The organism is Cellulomonas sp. P5_C6, assembly GCF_054049635.1.
Window position 1 is genome coordinate 1 of record NZ_JBFULZ010000095.1, and the last position, 15,182, is coordinate 15,182.

The 15,182-nt window shown below is 74.4% G+C and carries 16 protein-coding genes; 4 read left to right on the forward strand and 12 right to left on the reverse strand.

Translation table 11 applies throughout. The features are described from left to right. Nucleotides 1-1,010: translation initiation factor IF-3 (gene infC / locus ACXJKG_RS12200; RefSeq protein WP_456846041.1), on the reverse strand; the 1,010-nt coding region annotated here is incomplete at its 3' end. A gap of 320 nt (nt 1,011-1,330) precedes the next feature. On the opposite strand from infC, the gene ACXJKG_RS12205 reads away from it, so the two are divergent. Then, nucleotides 1,331-1,690 carry a DUF1844 domain-containing protein gene (locus tag ACXJKG_RS12205; protein ID WP_456846026.1) on the forward strand — a complete coding sequence of 120 codons (360 nt, stop codon included), beginning with the start codon at nt 1,331-1,333 and terminating at the stop codon, nt 1,688-1,690. Here the strand turns inward: ACXJKG_RS12205 and ACXJKG_RS12210 are convergent. Then, complete coding sequence (locus tag ACXJKG_RS12210; RefSeq protein WP_456846027.1) at nt 1,671-2,981, reverse strand: MFS transporter; 1,311 nt, start codon at nt 2,979-2,981, stop codon at nt 1,671-1,673. The two genes, ACXJKG_RS12205 and ACXJKG_RS12210, sit on opposite strands and share 20 nt — an antisense overlap. A gap of 105 nt (nt 2,982-3,086) precedes the next feature. Here ACXJKG_RS12210 and ACXJKG_RS12215 point away from each other — a divergent pair, with 105 nt between their 5' ends. The 3 genes from ACXJKG_RS12215 to ACXJKG_RS12225 are packed head-to-tail and all read left to right on the forward strand — an operon-like array spanning nt 3,087 to nt 4,878. Beyond that, nucleotides 3,087-3,728: a hypothetical protein gene (locus ACXJKG_RS12215; protein ID WP_456846028.1), complete on the forward strand. Its 642-nt coding sequence runs from the start codon at nt 3,087-3,089 to the stop codon at nt 3,726-3,728. Then, nucleotides 3,725-4,462, forward strand: coding sequence for a S1C family serine protease (locus ACXJKG_RS12220; RefSeq protein WP_456846029.1), 738 nt, complete (start codon nt 3,725-3,727; stop codon nt 4,460-4,462). The genes ACXJKG_RS12215 and ACXJKG_RS12220 overlap by 4 nt, the downstream gene beginning before the upstream one ends. Before the next feature lie 17 nt (nt 4,463-4,479). Then, the gene (locus tag ACXJKG_RS12225; protein ID WP_456846030.1) at nt 4,480-4,878 is read left to right on the forward strand and encodes a spore germination protein GerW family protein; all 399 of its coding nucleotides are present in this window, start codon (nt 4,480-4,482) and stop codon (nt 4,876-4,878) included. Here ACXJKG_RS12225 and ACXJKG_RS12230 read toward each other — a convergent pair. The 10 genes from ACXJKG_RS12230 to ACXJKG_RS12275 all read right to left on the reverse strand — a co-directional run. Then, nucleotides 4,875-5,606 carry an SseB family protein gene (locus ACXJKG_RS12230; RefSeq protein ID WP_456846031.1) on the reverse strand — a complete coding sequence of 244 codons (732 nt, stop codon included), beginning with the start codon at nt 5,604-5,606 and terminating at the stop codon, nt 4,875-4,877. The two genes, ACXJKG_RS12225 and ACXJKG_RS12230, sit on opposite strands and share 4 nt — an antisense overlap. Next, nucleotides 5,603-6,343, reverse strand: a complete 741-nt coding sequence (gene priA / locus ACXJKG_RS12235; protein WP_456846032.1) for a bifunctional 1-(5-phosphoribosyl)-5-((5-phosphoribosylamino)methylideneamino)imidazole-4-carboxamide isomerase/phosphoribosylanthranilate isomerase PriA — start codon at nt 6,341-6,343, stop codon at nt 5,603-5,605. The genes ACXJKG_RS12230 and priA overlap by 4 nt, the downstream gene beginning before the upstream one ends. Continuing rightward, a complete protein-coding gene (locus ACXJKG_RS12240) occupies nt 6,340-6,984 on the reverse strand; it encodes an imidazole glycerol phosphate synthase subunit HisH (RefSeq protein WP_456846033.1) in 645 nt (214 codons plus the stop codon). The genes priA and ACXJKG_RS12240 overlap by 4 nt, the downstream gene beginning before the upstream one ends. Before the next feature lie 115 nt (nt 6,985-7,099). Beyond that, complete coding sequence (locus ACXJKG_RS12245; protein ID WP_456846034.1) at nt 7,100-8,272, reverse strand: GH12 family glycosyl hydrolase domain-containing protein; 1,173 nt, start codon at nt 8,270-8,272, stop codon at nt 7,100-7,102. A gap of 20 nt (nt 8,273-8,292) precedes the next feature. Then, complete coding sequence (locus tag ACXJKG_RS12250) at nt 8,293-9,948, reverse strand: cellulase family glycosylhydrolase (RefSeq protein WP_456846035.1); 1,656 nt, start codon at nt 9,946-9,948, stop codon at nt 8,293-8,295. 170 nt (nt 9,949-10,118) lie between these two features. Continuing rightward, complete coding sequence (locus ACXJKG_RS12255) at nt 10,119-10,595, reverse strand: hypothetical protein (RefSeq protein WP_456846036.1); 477 nt, start codon at nt 10,593-10,595, stop codon at nt 10,119-10,121. Next, complete coding sequence (hisB, locus tag ACXJKG_RS12260; protein WP_456846037.1) at nt 10,592-11,203, reverse strand: imidazoleglycerol-phosphate dehydratase HisB; 612 nt, start codon at nt 11,201-11,203, stop codon at nt 10,592-10,594. The genes ACXJKG_RS12255 and hisB overlap by 4 nt, the downstream gene beginning before the upstream one ends. After that, nucleotides 11,200-12,315, reverse strand: a complete 1,116-nt coding sequence (locus ACXJKG_RS12265) for a histidinol-phosphate transaminase (protein ID WP_456846038.1) — start codon at nt 12,313-12,315, stop codon at nt 11,200-11,202. The genes hisB and ACXJKG_RS12265 overlap by 4 nt, the downstream gene beginning before the upstream one ends. A gap of 9 nt (nt 12,316-12,324) precedes the next feature. Next, nucleotides 12,325-13,320, reverse strand: a complete 996-nt coding sequence (locus tag ACXJKG_RS12270) for an NAD-dependent epimerase/dehydratase family protein (RefSeq protein ID WP_456846039.1) — start codon at nt 13,318-13,320, stop codon at nt 12,325-12,327. Beyond that, nucleotides 13,317-15,182, reverse strand: a 1,866-nt coding sequence (locus tag ACXJKG_RS12275; protein ID WP_456846040.1) for an alpha/beta fold hydrolase, incomplete at its 5' end; no start/stop codon positions are given. The genes ACXJKG_RS12270 and ACXJKG_RS12275, both read right to left, overlap by 4 nt.

Here is a 15,182-nt window from a genome sequence, read left to right on the forward strand (position 1 = left end):
GGGGTGGACGCAGCGGCCGGCCGGGGGGCCGAGGCTGCGGGTCGAGCGGCTGCGGCCGGACGCGCTGCCGAGGCCGGACGCGGCGTCGTCGCACGGGGTGCGGCGGCGGGCGTCGGTCGCGGAGCGGCCGGGCGCGAGGTGGCCGGACGGGGTGCGGCGGCGGGCCGGGGTGCGACCGGCGCGGGCGCCGATGTCTCGACAGCTGCCGGCGTCTCGACCGCGGCCGGAGCCTCAGCCGGTGCCGGCGTCTCCACCGCAGCAGGCGTCTCCACGGCAGCAGGCGTCTCGACCACGGCGGGCGTCTCGACGACGACCGGGGTCTCGACGGCGGCGGGCGCCTCGACGACGGGCTCGGCCGGGGCCGGGTTCGTCGCCGCAGCCGCGGCAGCGGCAGCAGCCGCGGCGTTCTGCTCGCGAGCCGCAGCAGCCTGCGCCRCACGGCGCTGCTCCTGCTTCTGGTCGGCCTTCTTCTTGTTCGGGCCGAGCACCATGATCATGTTGCGCCCGTCCTGCTTGGGCATGCTCTCGATGAAGCCGAGCTCCGACACGTCGTCGGCCAGCCGCTGGAGCAGGCGCACGCCCATCTCGGGGCGCGACTGCTCGCGGCCGCGGAACATGATCATGACCTTGACCTTGTCGCCGGCCGTGAGGAACCGCTCGACGTGGCCCTTCTTGGTGCCGTAGTCGTGCGGGTCGATCTTCAGCCGGAAACGGATCTCCTTGAGGACCGTGTTCGTCTGGTTCCGCCGGGCCTCGCGGGCCTTCATGTCTGCTTCGTACTTGAACTTGCCGTAGTCCATGATCTTGCAGACGGGCGGACGAGCGTCAGGGGCCACCTCGACGAGGTCGAGGTCAGCGTCCTGGGCCAGGCGCAGTGCGTCCTCCACGCGGACGATGCCGACCTGCTCGCCGTTGGGGCCGACCAGGCGGACCTCGGCGACGCGGATCCGATCGTTGATGCGGGGCTCGCTGATGTGGTGCTCCTCAGGTTCGTCGTGGGCGACCGTCAGGAACGAGGAAGGCCCCCGTCCTGAGCACAGGAGGAGGCCTCGAGGTCCGCTACGTGCCCACGGCCGCGGCCGTGCTCACGCCACCGGGAACGGATTGCGCCGTCCGGTGCGGACTGTGACCCGGTCTCTGTCGTCGATGCTGCATCAGAAGCACCGAACAGTCGAGGCCCAGGTGGGAGAGGCTCCACTTGTGCGCCGGAGCCGCATYCACCCGTGAGAGCAGGCACAGCCCAGGTCAGTCGACCGCCCAGACTACCAGAGAAGCCGGGTCCGCCCGAACCGGCGCAAGAGCACCCACGGCCCGATGAGAGGATCGGGCCATGAGCGAGAGCCCCGACCCCACCGCCGCAGCCACCCGCGACATCGCGGACGTCGCCGCCGTCGAGGTCATCACCACCGCGGCCGTCCACCTCATGAGCGCCGCCGCCGTGAAGTGCGGCCTGGCCGAGGACGGACCGACCGGCGCCGGCGCCGACTTCCTGGACCTGGACGAGGCCCGCAAGCTCATCACCGCGCTCGCCGCGCTGGTCACGGCCTCGGCGCCCGACATCGGCAACCAGCACGCACGCTCGCTGCGGGACGGTCTGCGCTCGCTGCAGCTGGCGTTCCGCGAGGCCTCCCCGTTCCCCGACGCCCCCGGCGAGGGACCCGGCGAGAAGTTCACCGGCTCGGTCGTCTGACCCGCTCGCGTCGGGTGGAGCCGGCGCCGCGGTGGCGGACCAGCCGGACGCGGGTGCGGGTGGTGGCGGGCACGTGCCGCGGCGGGGCCTGGTCGGGAGCCTCGGGAGCCTCCGGCGCCCCGGGCTCACCCCGGCGGCGGACCATCGCGAGCGCAACCAGCCCGCTGACCGCGATGCCGCCGCCCACCACCGCGGCGGTGAGGAACCCCGCGCCCGGCGTCGCTCGGTCGATCACCGCGCCGCACAGGGGAGCGCCCAGCGCGTTGCCGACCGTCCCCATGGTGCCGCTCCAGCCCATGACCTCGCCCCGGCGGTGCTCGGGGACCAGGCGGACGAGGGTCGCGTTGATCGACGACAGCGCCGGCGCGCACGGCAGGCCCGCGACGACGACGGCGACCGCCAGCCAGACCTGCCCGGTCGCGAACGCCGCGGGCACGGTGGCGAGCGCGAGGATCGCGACCAGCACCAGAGGTGACGGGTTGCGGTGSSTGGCCCCGTGGACCAGGCCGCCGACGACCGAGCCGCCGGCCCACAGCGCGATCATCCAGCCGACGTCCGCGGAGCGGCCGGCGTCGTTGAGGGTGGCGACGAGCGACACGTCCGTGCCGACCAGGACGAACGCGGCGGCCAGACCCGCGAGCAGCACGACGACCAGCCCCGGGGTCAGCAGCCGGCCCTTCGGCAGGTCGACGACGGGCCCGGCCGAGAGCGCGCTGCGGGTGGGCGGGTTCGCCCACATGAGGAGCACCCCGGCGCCGACGGTCAGCGCGCCGACCACGGTCAGCGCCACCGACGTCGAGGCCTGGGTGGCCAGCAGCACGCCGACCACCGGGGAGAGCATGAACGTCAGCTCGACAGCAACGGAGTCGAGCGAGAAGGCGGCGCGCTGGTGCTGGAGGGGCACCAGCACCGACAGCGACTGCCGGCTGACCGAGAAGACCGGCACCAGGAACAGCCCCGCGACGAACACCGCCCCGATGAGGGTCTCGTAGGTGAGGTGCGGGGCCGCCAGCCACACCGCCGACTCGACGACGACCGACGGCGCGATCGCCCGGCGCAGCCCGAGCTTGTCCACCAGGCGTCCGCGCCACGGCGCGCCGAGCGCCATGCCGACGGTCGCGGCGCCGACGACCACGCCCGCCTGGGCGTAGCCGCGGTCCAGCGTCGAGACGACGTGCAGCGTGAGGACCACGCCGACCATGGCCGCGGGGATCCGGGCGACGAAGGAGACGACGAAGAGACGTGCGACGCCGGGCAGGCGCAGCACAGCTCCGTAGGTCGTCGAGGGCATCAGATGATTGTCGCCGCTGCGCCCGTGTGCTCCCGCCGGGCCGGTGCCGCGATCCCACCCGCGGGAGCGGCCCGACGGCACAGGAGGGCCTCTTATCCTGGGGCGATGCAGTCCGAGGAGCCCGTCCCGCCGACCCGGCCCGTGAGCGAGATCACCCCGTCGGGCGTCGAGGTGGGCTCGTGGCTGCCGACCGCCACGGAGGTGCCGGCGCCGCAGGCAGCGCCGCGTCGACGTCGCCCGGGCATCGCCACCACGGTCCTCGCGGTCCTGCTCGTCGCCACCCTGGTCGTCGGCGGGCTGCTCCTCTCGCACATGCTCACCACGAACCAGGCGTGGCAGTCCTCGACTCAGGACTGGGAGACGCTCGCCCGGTCCACCGGGACCGACCTGGCCGCGTCGCAGGCGGACCTCGAGGCGAACCAGGCGGAGCTCGACGCCACGCGCGCGCAGCTGGCGACCGCGCAGCAGCGGATCACGGAGCTGGCCGACGAGAAGGCGCAGCTCGGGGACACCAGCGCGTCGCAGCAGCAGCTCGCCGACTACCAGTCGCGGGTGTCGCAGGCCGCCGGGCAGGTGGCCACCTCGCTGGCCGCCTGCGTCGACGGCCAGCAGCGGCTCATCGGCTACCTGCAGAACTCCAGCCAGTACGACCAGGCCGACCTCGACCGGTTCACCACCGACGTGCAGACCGTGTGCGCGAAGGCGACGGACGCCAACGCGGCCCTGCAGCGCGAGCTCCGACGATGACGCGTCGCTCGCGGGCCGGCGCCGTGCTGGTCGGCGCGGTACTCGCGTTGAGCGCCGGGTGCAGCATGCTGCCCGCGATGCCGGCCCCGGTGCCCACCAGCGTCGTGCCCACGGACCTGCCCCGCCCGTCACCGACATCCAGCGGCAACCTCTCCCCCGACGGCTTCGACGCCGCGCAGCGGATGGCCGTCCGCATCCGCAACATCGGCTGCGGCACCCTGTCGACGGGCTCGGGCTTCGCCCTGGACGACCACACGCTGGTCACCAACCGGCACGTGGTCAAGGACGCGTCGACGCTGCAGATCTCGACGTACGACGGCCGGGACCTCGCCGCGTCGGCGGCCAGCACCGCCAACCTGGCGGACCTCGCGATCGTGCACACGCAGGACGCGCTGCCGGCAGCTCCCGAGCTGGCGACCGCCGACCCGGCGATCGGCGACGCCGTCACGGTCGTCGGCTACCCCCTCGGGAAGGCGCTCACGGTGACGACCGGCCACGTCATCTCCAGCGAGACCGATCCGTTGAACGAGAACCTCGGCGCGGTGCTGGTGACGGACGCGCCCGTCGAGCACGGCAGCTCCGGCTCCGCGGTGCTCGACGGGGACGGCCGCGTGGTCGGGGTCGTGTACGCCAAGGACGCGAACGGGCACAGCTTTGTGGTGCCCGTGAGCACTTTGCGGTCCATGCTGGACGACGGGGCATCGTTCACCCCGTCCGCACCCTGCACCGGCTGAACCTCACGGAGGATCCCATGGCCGTCCCGCGCTTCGACCCCGCCGACGTCACCAAGGCCGCGAACGAGACCTTCACCGTCCGCAGGGTGTTCGGTGAGGCGTACGAGCGTGACGGCACGCTCGTCATCCCGGTCGCCAAGGTCTGGGGCGGGACCGGTTCCGGCTCCGGCGCGGGCGAGGTCGGTGTGCCGGCCGGTGCCGAGGGCGACGACGTCCCGGCCGGCGCGCAGGTGGGTCACGGCGGTGGCGGCGGGTACGGCGTGCACGTCAAGGCCGTCGGCGTGTTCGTCGTCGACGGGTCCGGGGCGCACTGGCGGCCGGCGCTCGACCTCAACCGCGTCATCCTCGGCGGTCAGCTGGTCGGGGCGGTCGCCCTCACGGCCTTCGCCCTCGCGTGGGCGGTCAAGCGTCGCTAGCGGGCCGCGCGCGGGCGCAGCTCGAGCGAGTCGACCCGGGTGGCCACCAGCTCGACCCCGGCCACCGCGGCGTTGACCTGCGCGAGCACCGCGTCGAGACCCCCGCGGTCCAGGCCGGCGACGAGATCGACGACGACGGCGACCTCGGCCCGCGACCCGGGCACGGCATCGACGGCGACCACGCCGGGCACCGGCGCCACCGCCGCGGCGATCGCCGCTCGCAGGTCGGCGTCGACTCCGTCGGGGGTGACCGCGGGGTGCCACGTCTCCTGCTGCGCGAGCGCCCACACAGCGGGGCGCGGGACCAGCACCGTGGTCGGACCACCGGGGTCGACCACCAGCACCTCCCAGCCTTCCGTCACGGCGGACAGGGCAGCGCGGGCGACGTCCGACGGGACGGGCCGGGCGTCCGACCGCCACGCGGTCATCGTCGCGACGGACGTGAACACGGGCAGCGCCGTCCGGCCGTCGGGGGCCTGGAGGGCGACGATGCCCGCCGACGCCTCCTTGTCGACCGTGTGCTCGTGACCGCCGTGCACGACGACGTCCTCGACCTCGAGCTCGGCCAGCACCGGCACGAGCACGCGCGTGCCCGCGAGCGCCTCGACGACGCCCGCGACGGTGCCGGTCCCCGCCTCGAGCGCGGCGAGGGCCGCGGCGACCGCGGGATCCGCCGTGCCGTCGTCGCCGGCGAACGGGGACGACGGCGGGAGCTCGCGTCCGGTCACGGGCGCCCGGCGACGTCCAGCGCCTCGGGGAGCGTGAACGCGCCCGCGTAGAGCGCCTTGCCCACGATCGAGCCCTCGACGCCGAGCGGCACGAGGGTCCGCAGGACGCGCAGGTCCTCGAGGCTCGACACGCCGCCCGACGCGATCACGGGGGCGTCGGTGCGGGCGCACATCTCGCGCAGCAGGTCCACGTTGGGGCCGTTGAGCATGCCGTCCTTGTTCACGTCGGTGACCACGTAGCGGGCGCAGCCGGCGTCCTCGAGCCGGGCGAGCACCTCCCAGAGGTCGCCGCCGTCCTGGGTCCAACCCCGGGCGGCGAGCGTGGTGCCGCGCACGTCCAGACCGACCGCGATCTGGTCGCCGTACGAGCCGATCACGCGGGCGGTCCACTCCGGGTTCTCCAGGGCCGCCGTGCCCAGGTTGATCCGCGTGGCCCCCGTGCCGAGCGCCCGCTCGACCGACGCGTCGTCGCGGATGCCGCCGGACAGCTCGACCTTGACCCCCTTGGCGACCAGCTCCGCGGTCACCTCGGCCAGCAGCACCGCGTTCGAGCCGCGCCCGAAGGCGGCATCGAGGTCGACCAGGTGGATCCACTCCGCGCCACCGGCGTACCAGTCGAGCGCGGCCGACAGCGGGTCGCCGTAGCCGGTCTCGGTGCCCGCGGCGCCCTGGGTCAGGCGGACGGCCTGACCGTCGGCGACGTCGACGGCGGGCAGCAGCTCGAGGCGATCAGTCATGCGTGGGCTCCGTGGGTGGTGGGGAGGGAGTCGACCCAGCGCGCGAGCACCCGGGCGCCGGCGTCGCCGGAGTGCTCGGGGTGCAGCTGGAGGGCGGTGAGGGGGCCGTTCTCGACGGCGGCGACGAACCGGTCCGGGCCGGCCGACCAGACGACCACGGGGACGACCAGACGCGTGTCCGCGGGCCAGTCGTCGAGCAGGGGAAAGGTGCGGGCGGCGTGGGCGTGCGCGAAGTGGAACTCGGCGTCGTCGAGGTCGACGAACAGCCGTGACCGGGCGGGCACCTCGACCTGGGCTCGGCCGGCGGCGGCCACGGGCTCGACCGACCCCGGCCACTCCCCCAGCCCCTCGGCACCCGGTCCCGCCGCGAACATCACGTGCATCCCGACGCCGATGGCGAGCACCGGGCGTCCGCCCGCGAGCCGTCGGTCGACGACCTGGTCCGCGCCGACGGCCAGCAGACCGGCGACGACGTCGGCGAACGGCCCGCTGCCCGCGATCACCACGCCGTCCGCGGCGAGCGCGGCGCGCTTGTCTGCCGTGACCTCGACCTGGGCACCCGCGCCGGCCAGCGCCTCGAGCAGCGGTGCGTGGTCGTCGGGACCGTGGTCGAGCACGACGACGAGGGGCTGGGCGGGCACCGGACCACGGTACCCGCGGCCGTCCCACGGCCCGGACCGGCGCCGATCCGCGAGACGCCGCCGTTCGCCCGGCCGACGCCGACCCTCGCGGGGCGGCGCCGGCTCGGGGCCGTGGTCAGGAACCGGTGCAGGTCAGCGCGGGCGAGCCGGGCGCCGAGCCGTTGCCGACGAACCCGAAGGTCGTCGACGCGCCGGCCCCCAGCAGCCCGTTGTAGGGCGCGTTGGCCACGGTGACGTTCGCGCCGGACTGGGACGCGACGCCGTTCCAGAGGTTGTTGATCGTCTGCCCGCCCGGGAACGCCCACCGGACCGACCAGGCGCTCAGCATCGCGGAGCCCGTGTTCTTCACGGTGACCGCCGCCTGGAACCCGCCGCCCCACGACCCGGTGATGGCCGCGGTCGCCGTGCACCCCGACGGCCCGGTGGTCGGGCTGGGTGTCGGTGTCGGCGTCGGTGTCGGGGTGGCCGTGACGGTCGGCGTCGGGGTCGGGGTGGGCTGCGTGCCGTCCGTGGTGACCGAGAAGCTGGTCAGCGTCAGCCCGGTGCCCCCGATCCACGGCTCGAACCCGGCCTGGATGCTGGTGACGTACCAGCTGGTCGACCCGAGCCCGCGGGCGACGACGTCCTTCCAGAAGTCGTTCACCAGGAAGGTGGCCGACGACGTCGGCGTCTGCCGGACGTACGAGATGACGTTCCACCCGCTGCTGCCCGACCAGACGTCCCAGGTCGCGCCGGCGACGGTCGCGGTGCCGACCTTCGAGCCGATCGGCTGGATCGACCCGGCGTGGTTGAGCCAGACCATCAGCTCGGCGCCGTCGTTCTGCTGCGTGGTCGTCGTCGGGCGGCTCTTGTGGAACCAGATGTCGTAGGCCGCGTCGTACGTCCCGCTGCTCGGGTACGTCATGCTCACGCTGGTCGAGACCGCGGCGAACCTCGGGTCGGACGTCTGCAGGCCGTTGGGGCTCAGGATGTTCCCGCTGGTGGTGCAGCTGGAGTAGTGGCAGCCGTAGTAGACCGCCGGGTACGACTTGGGGGCACCGTTGGTGGCCGCGGTACCGTCCGCCTGCGTCACCGTGAAGCCGCCGCTCGAGACGTCGACGCACTGGGTGGCGCTGGTCCCCCAGCGGTTGTTCATGACGGTGTACCGGCCGCCCTGGACGGGGGCGCTGGCCCACTGGTCGCACAGCACGGGTGCCGCGGAGGCGACCTGCGCCGCGGCGACGCCGGTCGTGCCGAGCAACGAGCAGAGCAGCGCGACGAGCGCGACGGTACGACGACGACGGGACATGAGATCTCCTCGCGTGGGCGTCAGGAGCACGAGGCTCCGTTGAGCTTGACGCCGCTGGGCGCCGGGGTGGACGTGCCGTTGGCGGTGAACCCGACGCTCGCGGTCGCACCCGGGGCGAGCGTGGCGTTGTAGCTGGGCGCCGTGACCGTGATCGTCGTGCCGCTCTGGGCGAAGGTGCCGTTCCAGCCGCTGCCGATGGTGACGCCGGCGGGGATCGTGAACGAGACCACCCACGGGCTGACCGCCGCGGTGCCGGTGTTCTTCGCCGTGATCGCCGCCTGGTAGCCGGTGGGCCACGAGTTCGAGATCGTCACGGTCGCGGTGCWGGCGCCCGCCGGGGGCGTCGTCGGAGTCGGAGTGAGGGTGGGGGTCGGCGTGGGGGTCGAGGTCGGCGTGCCCGTGGGGGTGGCCGTCGGCGTCGTCCCCGGCTTGACCGGCGGCACCAGGGCCGGCTGCAGGATCGACTGCTTGGCGGTGTTCACGGTGACCCAGTCGTCCTGCACGATCCCGCCGGTGTCGCCCGAGTCCGGGTTCCACGACCAGTAGGTGAAGGACATCCCGTTGGTGCGCATGTAGCTGACGAGCGTGGTCATCCACTGGACGTCCCGCGGGTCGCGCAGCGTGCTGCCGAACTCGCCCACCAGCACGGGCGCGATGTTCTGCGTGGAGAGGTAGCCCCAGTAGTAGTCCCAGACGGCCGGCAGGTTCGCGGGGAAGTCGGGGTGCTTGGTGGTGTCGAACCAGTCCTGGTGGTCGTACACGGAGATGCCGTAGTCGTGCGCGGAGTACACGAGCTTGTGGGCGACGTTCAGCCGCACCGGGTTCTTGCCCGCGCCCGACAGGTTGCCTCCCCACCAGCTGCACGCGTTCGGGTCGTCGGGGATCGAGTCCCACACGTTCGCGTTGCTGCCGTCCAGGCAGCTCACGCCCTCGACCAGCACCAGCCAGCTGGGGTTGGCCGCCTGCACGGCGTTGCCGATGCGCTCGGCGGCCAGCCGCCAGTCGCGCGCGGTGTCGCCGCAGCCCCAGCACGAGCCGGTGCCGTTCGGGTACGTGCCCTCGGCGTGGGGCTCGTTGAACAGGTCCGCGCCGACGACCGTCGTGTTGCCCGCGTAGCGCGTGGCCAGCAGCTGCCAGTCGGCGATCATGCTCGCCTCGGAGACCGTGGGCGTGTACCAGAGCGCCGTCTGGCCGGCGGAGGTCGGCCGGTGCCGGTCGAGGATCACGCGCATCCCGATCGACCCGGCGTAGTCGACCACCTTGTCCAGGATCTGCAGCGGCGAGAGGCCCACCAGGTCCGGGTTGGTGTTCGTGTTGACGCTGGTGGCGACCGCCCCGGGCTTCAACGCGTCCCCCGAGTAGGGCACCCGGACGGTGTTGTAGCCCAGCTGGGCCATGTGGTCGATCATCGAGCGCCACGTCACGTTCGCCCAGAGCCCGTGGAAGGTCTTGTTGTCCGTCTCCATCCCGAACCAGTTGATCCCGGTGAGGCGGACGGTCGCGCCGGTGGCGTCGACGATCTGGTTGCCCCTGGTGCTCAGGTAGCCGGTCCCGGTGCCGCTCGCCGCGGCGACCGCGCTGCTCTGCGTCGTCGCGACGACCGTGGTGACGGCCAGGGCGAGGACGGCGAGTGCGCCCAGCAGGCGGCCGAGCAGGCCGGCTCGTGTGCGTGTCATGAGTGCTCCACAGGAGTTGGAGGACTCCCCGCCCGCCGGTCACGGCGCGTCGCCTCGGCGTCGAGGCGAGCGGCAGGACGGGCGAGTCGTCCGGTGCCCGCCATGCAAGCACCGGCCGCGACGCTCCCGCGAGCGACGAAACGTTTCCGTTCTGTACCGCTACACGCGCGCTACTGGCGCTTGGTGATCGTCCGCATCGCCTGCCAGCGCGACATCCCGACGCTCGTGACGACGCCCTCGACGTCGGCCGCACGCACCGAGCCCAGCAACAGGTCCTCCAGGACTGCGGGCGCATCGGACAGGACGAGCCCGGCGGGGAGCTTGTCGCCCCGCTCGCCCGACGTCCAGCGCGACGCCGTGATCTGGCCCTCGCGCCGCTCGAGCAGGATCACCGGCAGCGTGCGCAGCAGCTTCGAGATCGCGCCGGCGCCGTCTGCCGCCGCCCGCGGGTCCCGCAGGACGGCGATCGCGCCGATGTCGGTCGGCACGACGTCGACCTCGACCTTCGCGATCGCGCACGCCGCGGCCAGGGGCGCGGGCGCTGCGACCTGCGTGATCACGAGCACGACCGACGGCTCCTCCGCCGGGGTGTCCAGGGAGGAGAGGTCGTCCGGGACGACGAAGTCGTCGGGCAGCTCGTCGCTCACAGCGCGCCCTTCGTCGACGGGATCCCGTCCACCCGCGGGTCGAGCGCGACGGCGAAGCGCAGCGCCCGGGCGAGCGCCTTGAACTGAGCCTCCACGATGTGGTGCGGGTCGCGGCCGGCCAGCACGCGCACGTGGATGCTGAACGCGGCGTGGTGCGCGATCGACTCGAGCACGTGACGGGTCAGCGACCCCGTGAAGTGGCCGCCGATGAGGTGGTACTCCTGGCCGGGAGGCTCGCCCGTGTGCACGAGGTACGGGCGGCCCGACACGTCCACGACGGCCTGGGCGAGCGCCTCGTCGAGGGGGACGGTGGCGTCGCCGAACCGCGAGATCCCGCGCTTGTCGCCCAGAGCCTCGCGCAGCGCCTCGCCGAKGGTGATCGCGACGTCCTCCACCGTGTGGTGGGCGTCGATGTGCGTGTCGCCGGTCGCCTTGACCGTGAGGTCGATCAGCGAGTGCTTGCCCAGCGCGGTGAGCATGTGGTCGTAGAACGGCACGGTGGTGGAGATGTCGGTACGCCCGGTGCCGTCGAGGTCGAGCTCGACCACGACGCTCGACTCGCTGGTCGCGCGCTCGATGCGAGCCGTACGGGCCTTCGGAGCACTCACAGTGCAGCCACCTCCACCAGGGCGTCCCGGAACGCCGCCATGTCCTGCGGGGTGCCGACCGACACCCGCAGCCACCCGTCGGGTCCGACCTCACGGATGAGGACCCCACGGTCGAGCAGACCCTGCCAGATCGCGTGCCGGTCGTCGAACAGGCCGAACAGCACGAAGTTCGCGTCGGACTCGGCGACGCGCAGCCCGCGCTCCCGCAGCCAGACCACGAGGGCGTCGCGCTCGTCGCGCAGCGAGCCCACCTGGGCCATCAGGGCCGGCGCGTGCGCGAGGGCCGCGCGGGCCACCGCCTGCGTCACCGCCGACAGGTGGTACGGCAGCCGGACCACGCGCAGGGCGTCGACCAGCGCGGGTGCGGCGGCGAGGTAGCCCACGCGGGCGCCCGCCAGGCCGAAGGCCTTCGACATGGTCCGGCTCACCGCGAGGTGCGGGTGGCCGGCGAGCAGCTCGAGGGCCGACGGGGTGCCGGTGCGGCGGAACTCGCCGTAGGCCTCGTCGACGACGACCACGCACCCGCCGGGCACCCCGGCCGCGGCATCGAGGACCGCGAGCACGGTCTCGGCGGGCAGGGCGGTGCCGGTCGGGTTGTTCGGGCTGGCCAGCAGCACGACCGACGGCGCGTGCTCGGCGATGGCGGCGCGGGCCACGTCGGGGTCGAGCCCGAAGTCCTCGTCGCGCCGACCGGCGACCCAGCCGGTGAACGTGTCCCGAGCGTACTCGGGGTACATCGAGTAGGTCGGCGCGAACGACAGCACCGTGCGACCCGGACCACCGAACGCCTGCAGGACGTGCAGCATGATCTCGTTCGACCCGTTGGCGGCCCAGACCTGCTCGGTGGCCAGCGTGACCCCGGACTCGACCCGCAGGTACTCCGCCAGGTCGGCGCGCAGGGCGTCGAAGTCGCGGTCGGGGTAGCGGTTCAGGCCTTCCGCCGCCCGGGCGACCGCCGCGGCGATGTCCTCGACCACGTCGGGCGCCGGCCCGTACGGGTTCTCGTTGACGTTGAGCAGGTGCGGGACGTCGAGCTGGGGAGCGCCGTAGGGCTCGAGGCCGACGAGGTCGGGGCGCAGCGGGAGGACGCCCCGGGAGAGTTCTGCAGTCACGTGCCGAGTCTAGGGAGCGTCGGCCGACGGCTGCMGCGCCGTCCAGTCCGCCAGACGGGCCAGCCCCTCGTCGAGGCTCACCGACGGCGTCCAGCCGAGGGCCTCGCGCGTGCGGCGCTGGTCGAACCAGTGGGCGGTCGAGAGCTGTTCCGCGACGAACCGGGTCAGCGGCGGCTCCCCMGGCAGGGGGAGCGCCCGCCAGGCGAGGTCCAGCACCGACCCTGCACCCCGGGCCACCGCCGCGGGGACGTGCCGCCGCGGCACCGGCACCCCGCAGGCCTCGCAGATGCCCACGAGCAGCTCCAGCACCGGCCGTGGCTCGCCGTTGGTGACGACGTACGGCTCCCCGTAGGCCGTCACGTCGGCGTGCAGCGCGGCGACCAGGGCGTCCACCGCGTTGTCGACGTACGTGGTGTCGATGAGGGCCGCGCCCTGGCCGAGGACCGGCACCCGACCCGCGCGCGCCCGGTCCACGAGCCGCCCGACCAGCTGGGTGTCCCCCGGTCCCCACACCACGTGCGGCCGGACCACGATCACCGCCAGGCCGTCCGGGTCGTGCGCCGCGAGCGCGCTGAGCTCCGCCGTGGCCTTGGTCCGGGCATAGCTGCCGCGCGCGTGGTCGGGGTCGGCCGGGCCCGCACCGGCGCCGGCCAGCGAGCGGCCCAGGTGGGCCACGGACGGCGACGACACGTGCACGAACCGACGGACCCCGGCTCGCGCCGACTCCTGGAGCAGGTGCCGCGTCCCGCCGACGTTGACGGCCTCGAACTCGGCCGGCGGCCCCAGGATCGACACCTTCGCGGCCAGGTGCACGACCGCGTCCCGGTCGACCAGCGCATCACGCACGACGGCGGGGTCCGTCACGGAGCCGGCGACGTCCTGCGCACCGGCGACCCCCGACGGTCTGCGCTGGAGCGTGCGGACGTCGTGCCCGTCCGCGACCAGCCGCTCGGCGACGGCCCGCCCGAGCATGCCGCTCGCGCCCGTGACCAGCACCCGCGTCACAGCCGTGCCCGCTCCCCCGACAGCACCCGCTGCGCCCAGGCGGCGACGCGGGTCCGGTCCACCTTGGAGTTGTGCCGGACGTCGGTGGGCAGCCGGTCGGTGACCAGCACCGCGGCCACGTCGACCCCGGTCAGCGCGTCGCGCACCGCCGCGGCGAGCGCGGGGTCGGCGACGACCCCGGTCCGGTCCTCGACCTGCGCGACGACCACGACCTGCTGCGCACCCCGCGGCCCGACCCCGACCGCGGCCGCCGCGGCCACGCCGGGCACCCGCTGGGCGCGCTGCTCCAGGCCCACGGGCGTCCGGACTCCCGCGGCGGTGACCAGCACGTGCACCAGCCGCCCCTCGATCCACAGCCGTCCGTCGTCGTCGAGGTGTCCGACATCGCCGGTGCGGTGCCACCCGGCGTCCCGCCCGGACGCCTGCTCGGTGAGCCAGAGCCCGTCGTACCGGGCCTTCGTGTGGGCCGCCGCGACCAGCACCTCGCCGGTGACCCCCGGCGCCCGGTCCGGCGTGCCCGAGGCCCGACCGTCGGCGTCGAGCGCGCTGATCGCGACGCGGACGCCGGGCACGGGACGACCGACGCAGACCCCCTCGCCCGAGGCCAGCGCGCGCAGCTCGGTCAGCGACACGTCGGCGACGACCAGGGCCTCGGTCATGCCGTACGGCGTGTGCGCCTCCGCGCCGGGCATGAGCGCGGAGGTCGCCTCCAGCAGGTCGGCCCCGACCGGGGCACCGGCGGACAGCACGAGCCGGACGCCCCCGAGCGCGGCCGGCGTCGAGCCGTCGGCCGTGCGCACCACCGAGCGCAGCGCGGCGGGCGAGGCGAACACGACGGACGCGTCGATCGCGCCGACCGCCTCCGCGAGCGCCTGCGCGGTCAGCGTGCCCGGAGCGGTGACATCCATGTCCGGGCTCGCGCTGGTGGCTCCGAGCGCGGGACCCAGGAGCACGAACGGGGCGAACGCCGCGACCAGCGGGCTCGTCGGCCCGATGCCGTACGTGCCCGCGACGACGTCGCGGATCGCCGCGAGCCGGCGGTGCGTGTACGCCACACCCTTGGCCGGCCCGGTGGAGCCCGAGGTGAACAGCACCGCGGCGTCCGCGTCGGCGTCCGGCCACGGCAGGTCCTCGGGGGACGTCCGCCCCAGCGCCGCGAGCTCGTCGAGGGAGGCGCTGACCCCGAGCGCCTGTCGCACGCCCGCGCGCAACGGTCCGGCGCTGACCAGCATGGGCGCCCAGCGCAGCCAGCGGGCCGCGACGAGCGCCCGCTCGATACCGATCACGACGCTCGGTTCGGCGGCCCGCACGGCCCGGGTCAGGCCGCGGACGCCGAGGCCGGCGTCCGCGACGACGACGACCGCGCCGAGGCGCAGGCACGCGTAGAGCACCGACGTGAGGTCGACCCCGGGCGGCACCAGCAGCGCGACGCGGTCGCCCGGCCGCACTCCGCTCGCCGCGAGGCCGCGGGCGAGCTCGTCGGTGCGTGCCGCGAGGGCCGCCCAGCTCACGCGACGGGACCGCGGTCCGGCCAGCTCGACCAGCGCGGTCCCGTGGTCGTCCGAGCGCTCCGCGAGGGCGGCCCCCAGCGCCCGGAACGGCCCGGCCGACTCGTCGGGCCGCGTCGGGACCTGCTGGGCGTCGAGCCAGCGCAGCACTCCCCCCGCCACATCCTCGTCCTCGACGACCAGGTGCCCGGCGCCCTCGAAGCGGTGCACGTCGGCGTGCGGCAGCCGTTCGCGCAGGTCACGCAGGTACCGCGCGGAGAAGACCGGGTCGCGCGGACCCCACAGCAGCAGGGCCGGCGCGTCGAGGTCGCGGATCCCGTCGGCGATCCGGTCCAGCTCGGCACGGCTCGGGTG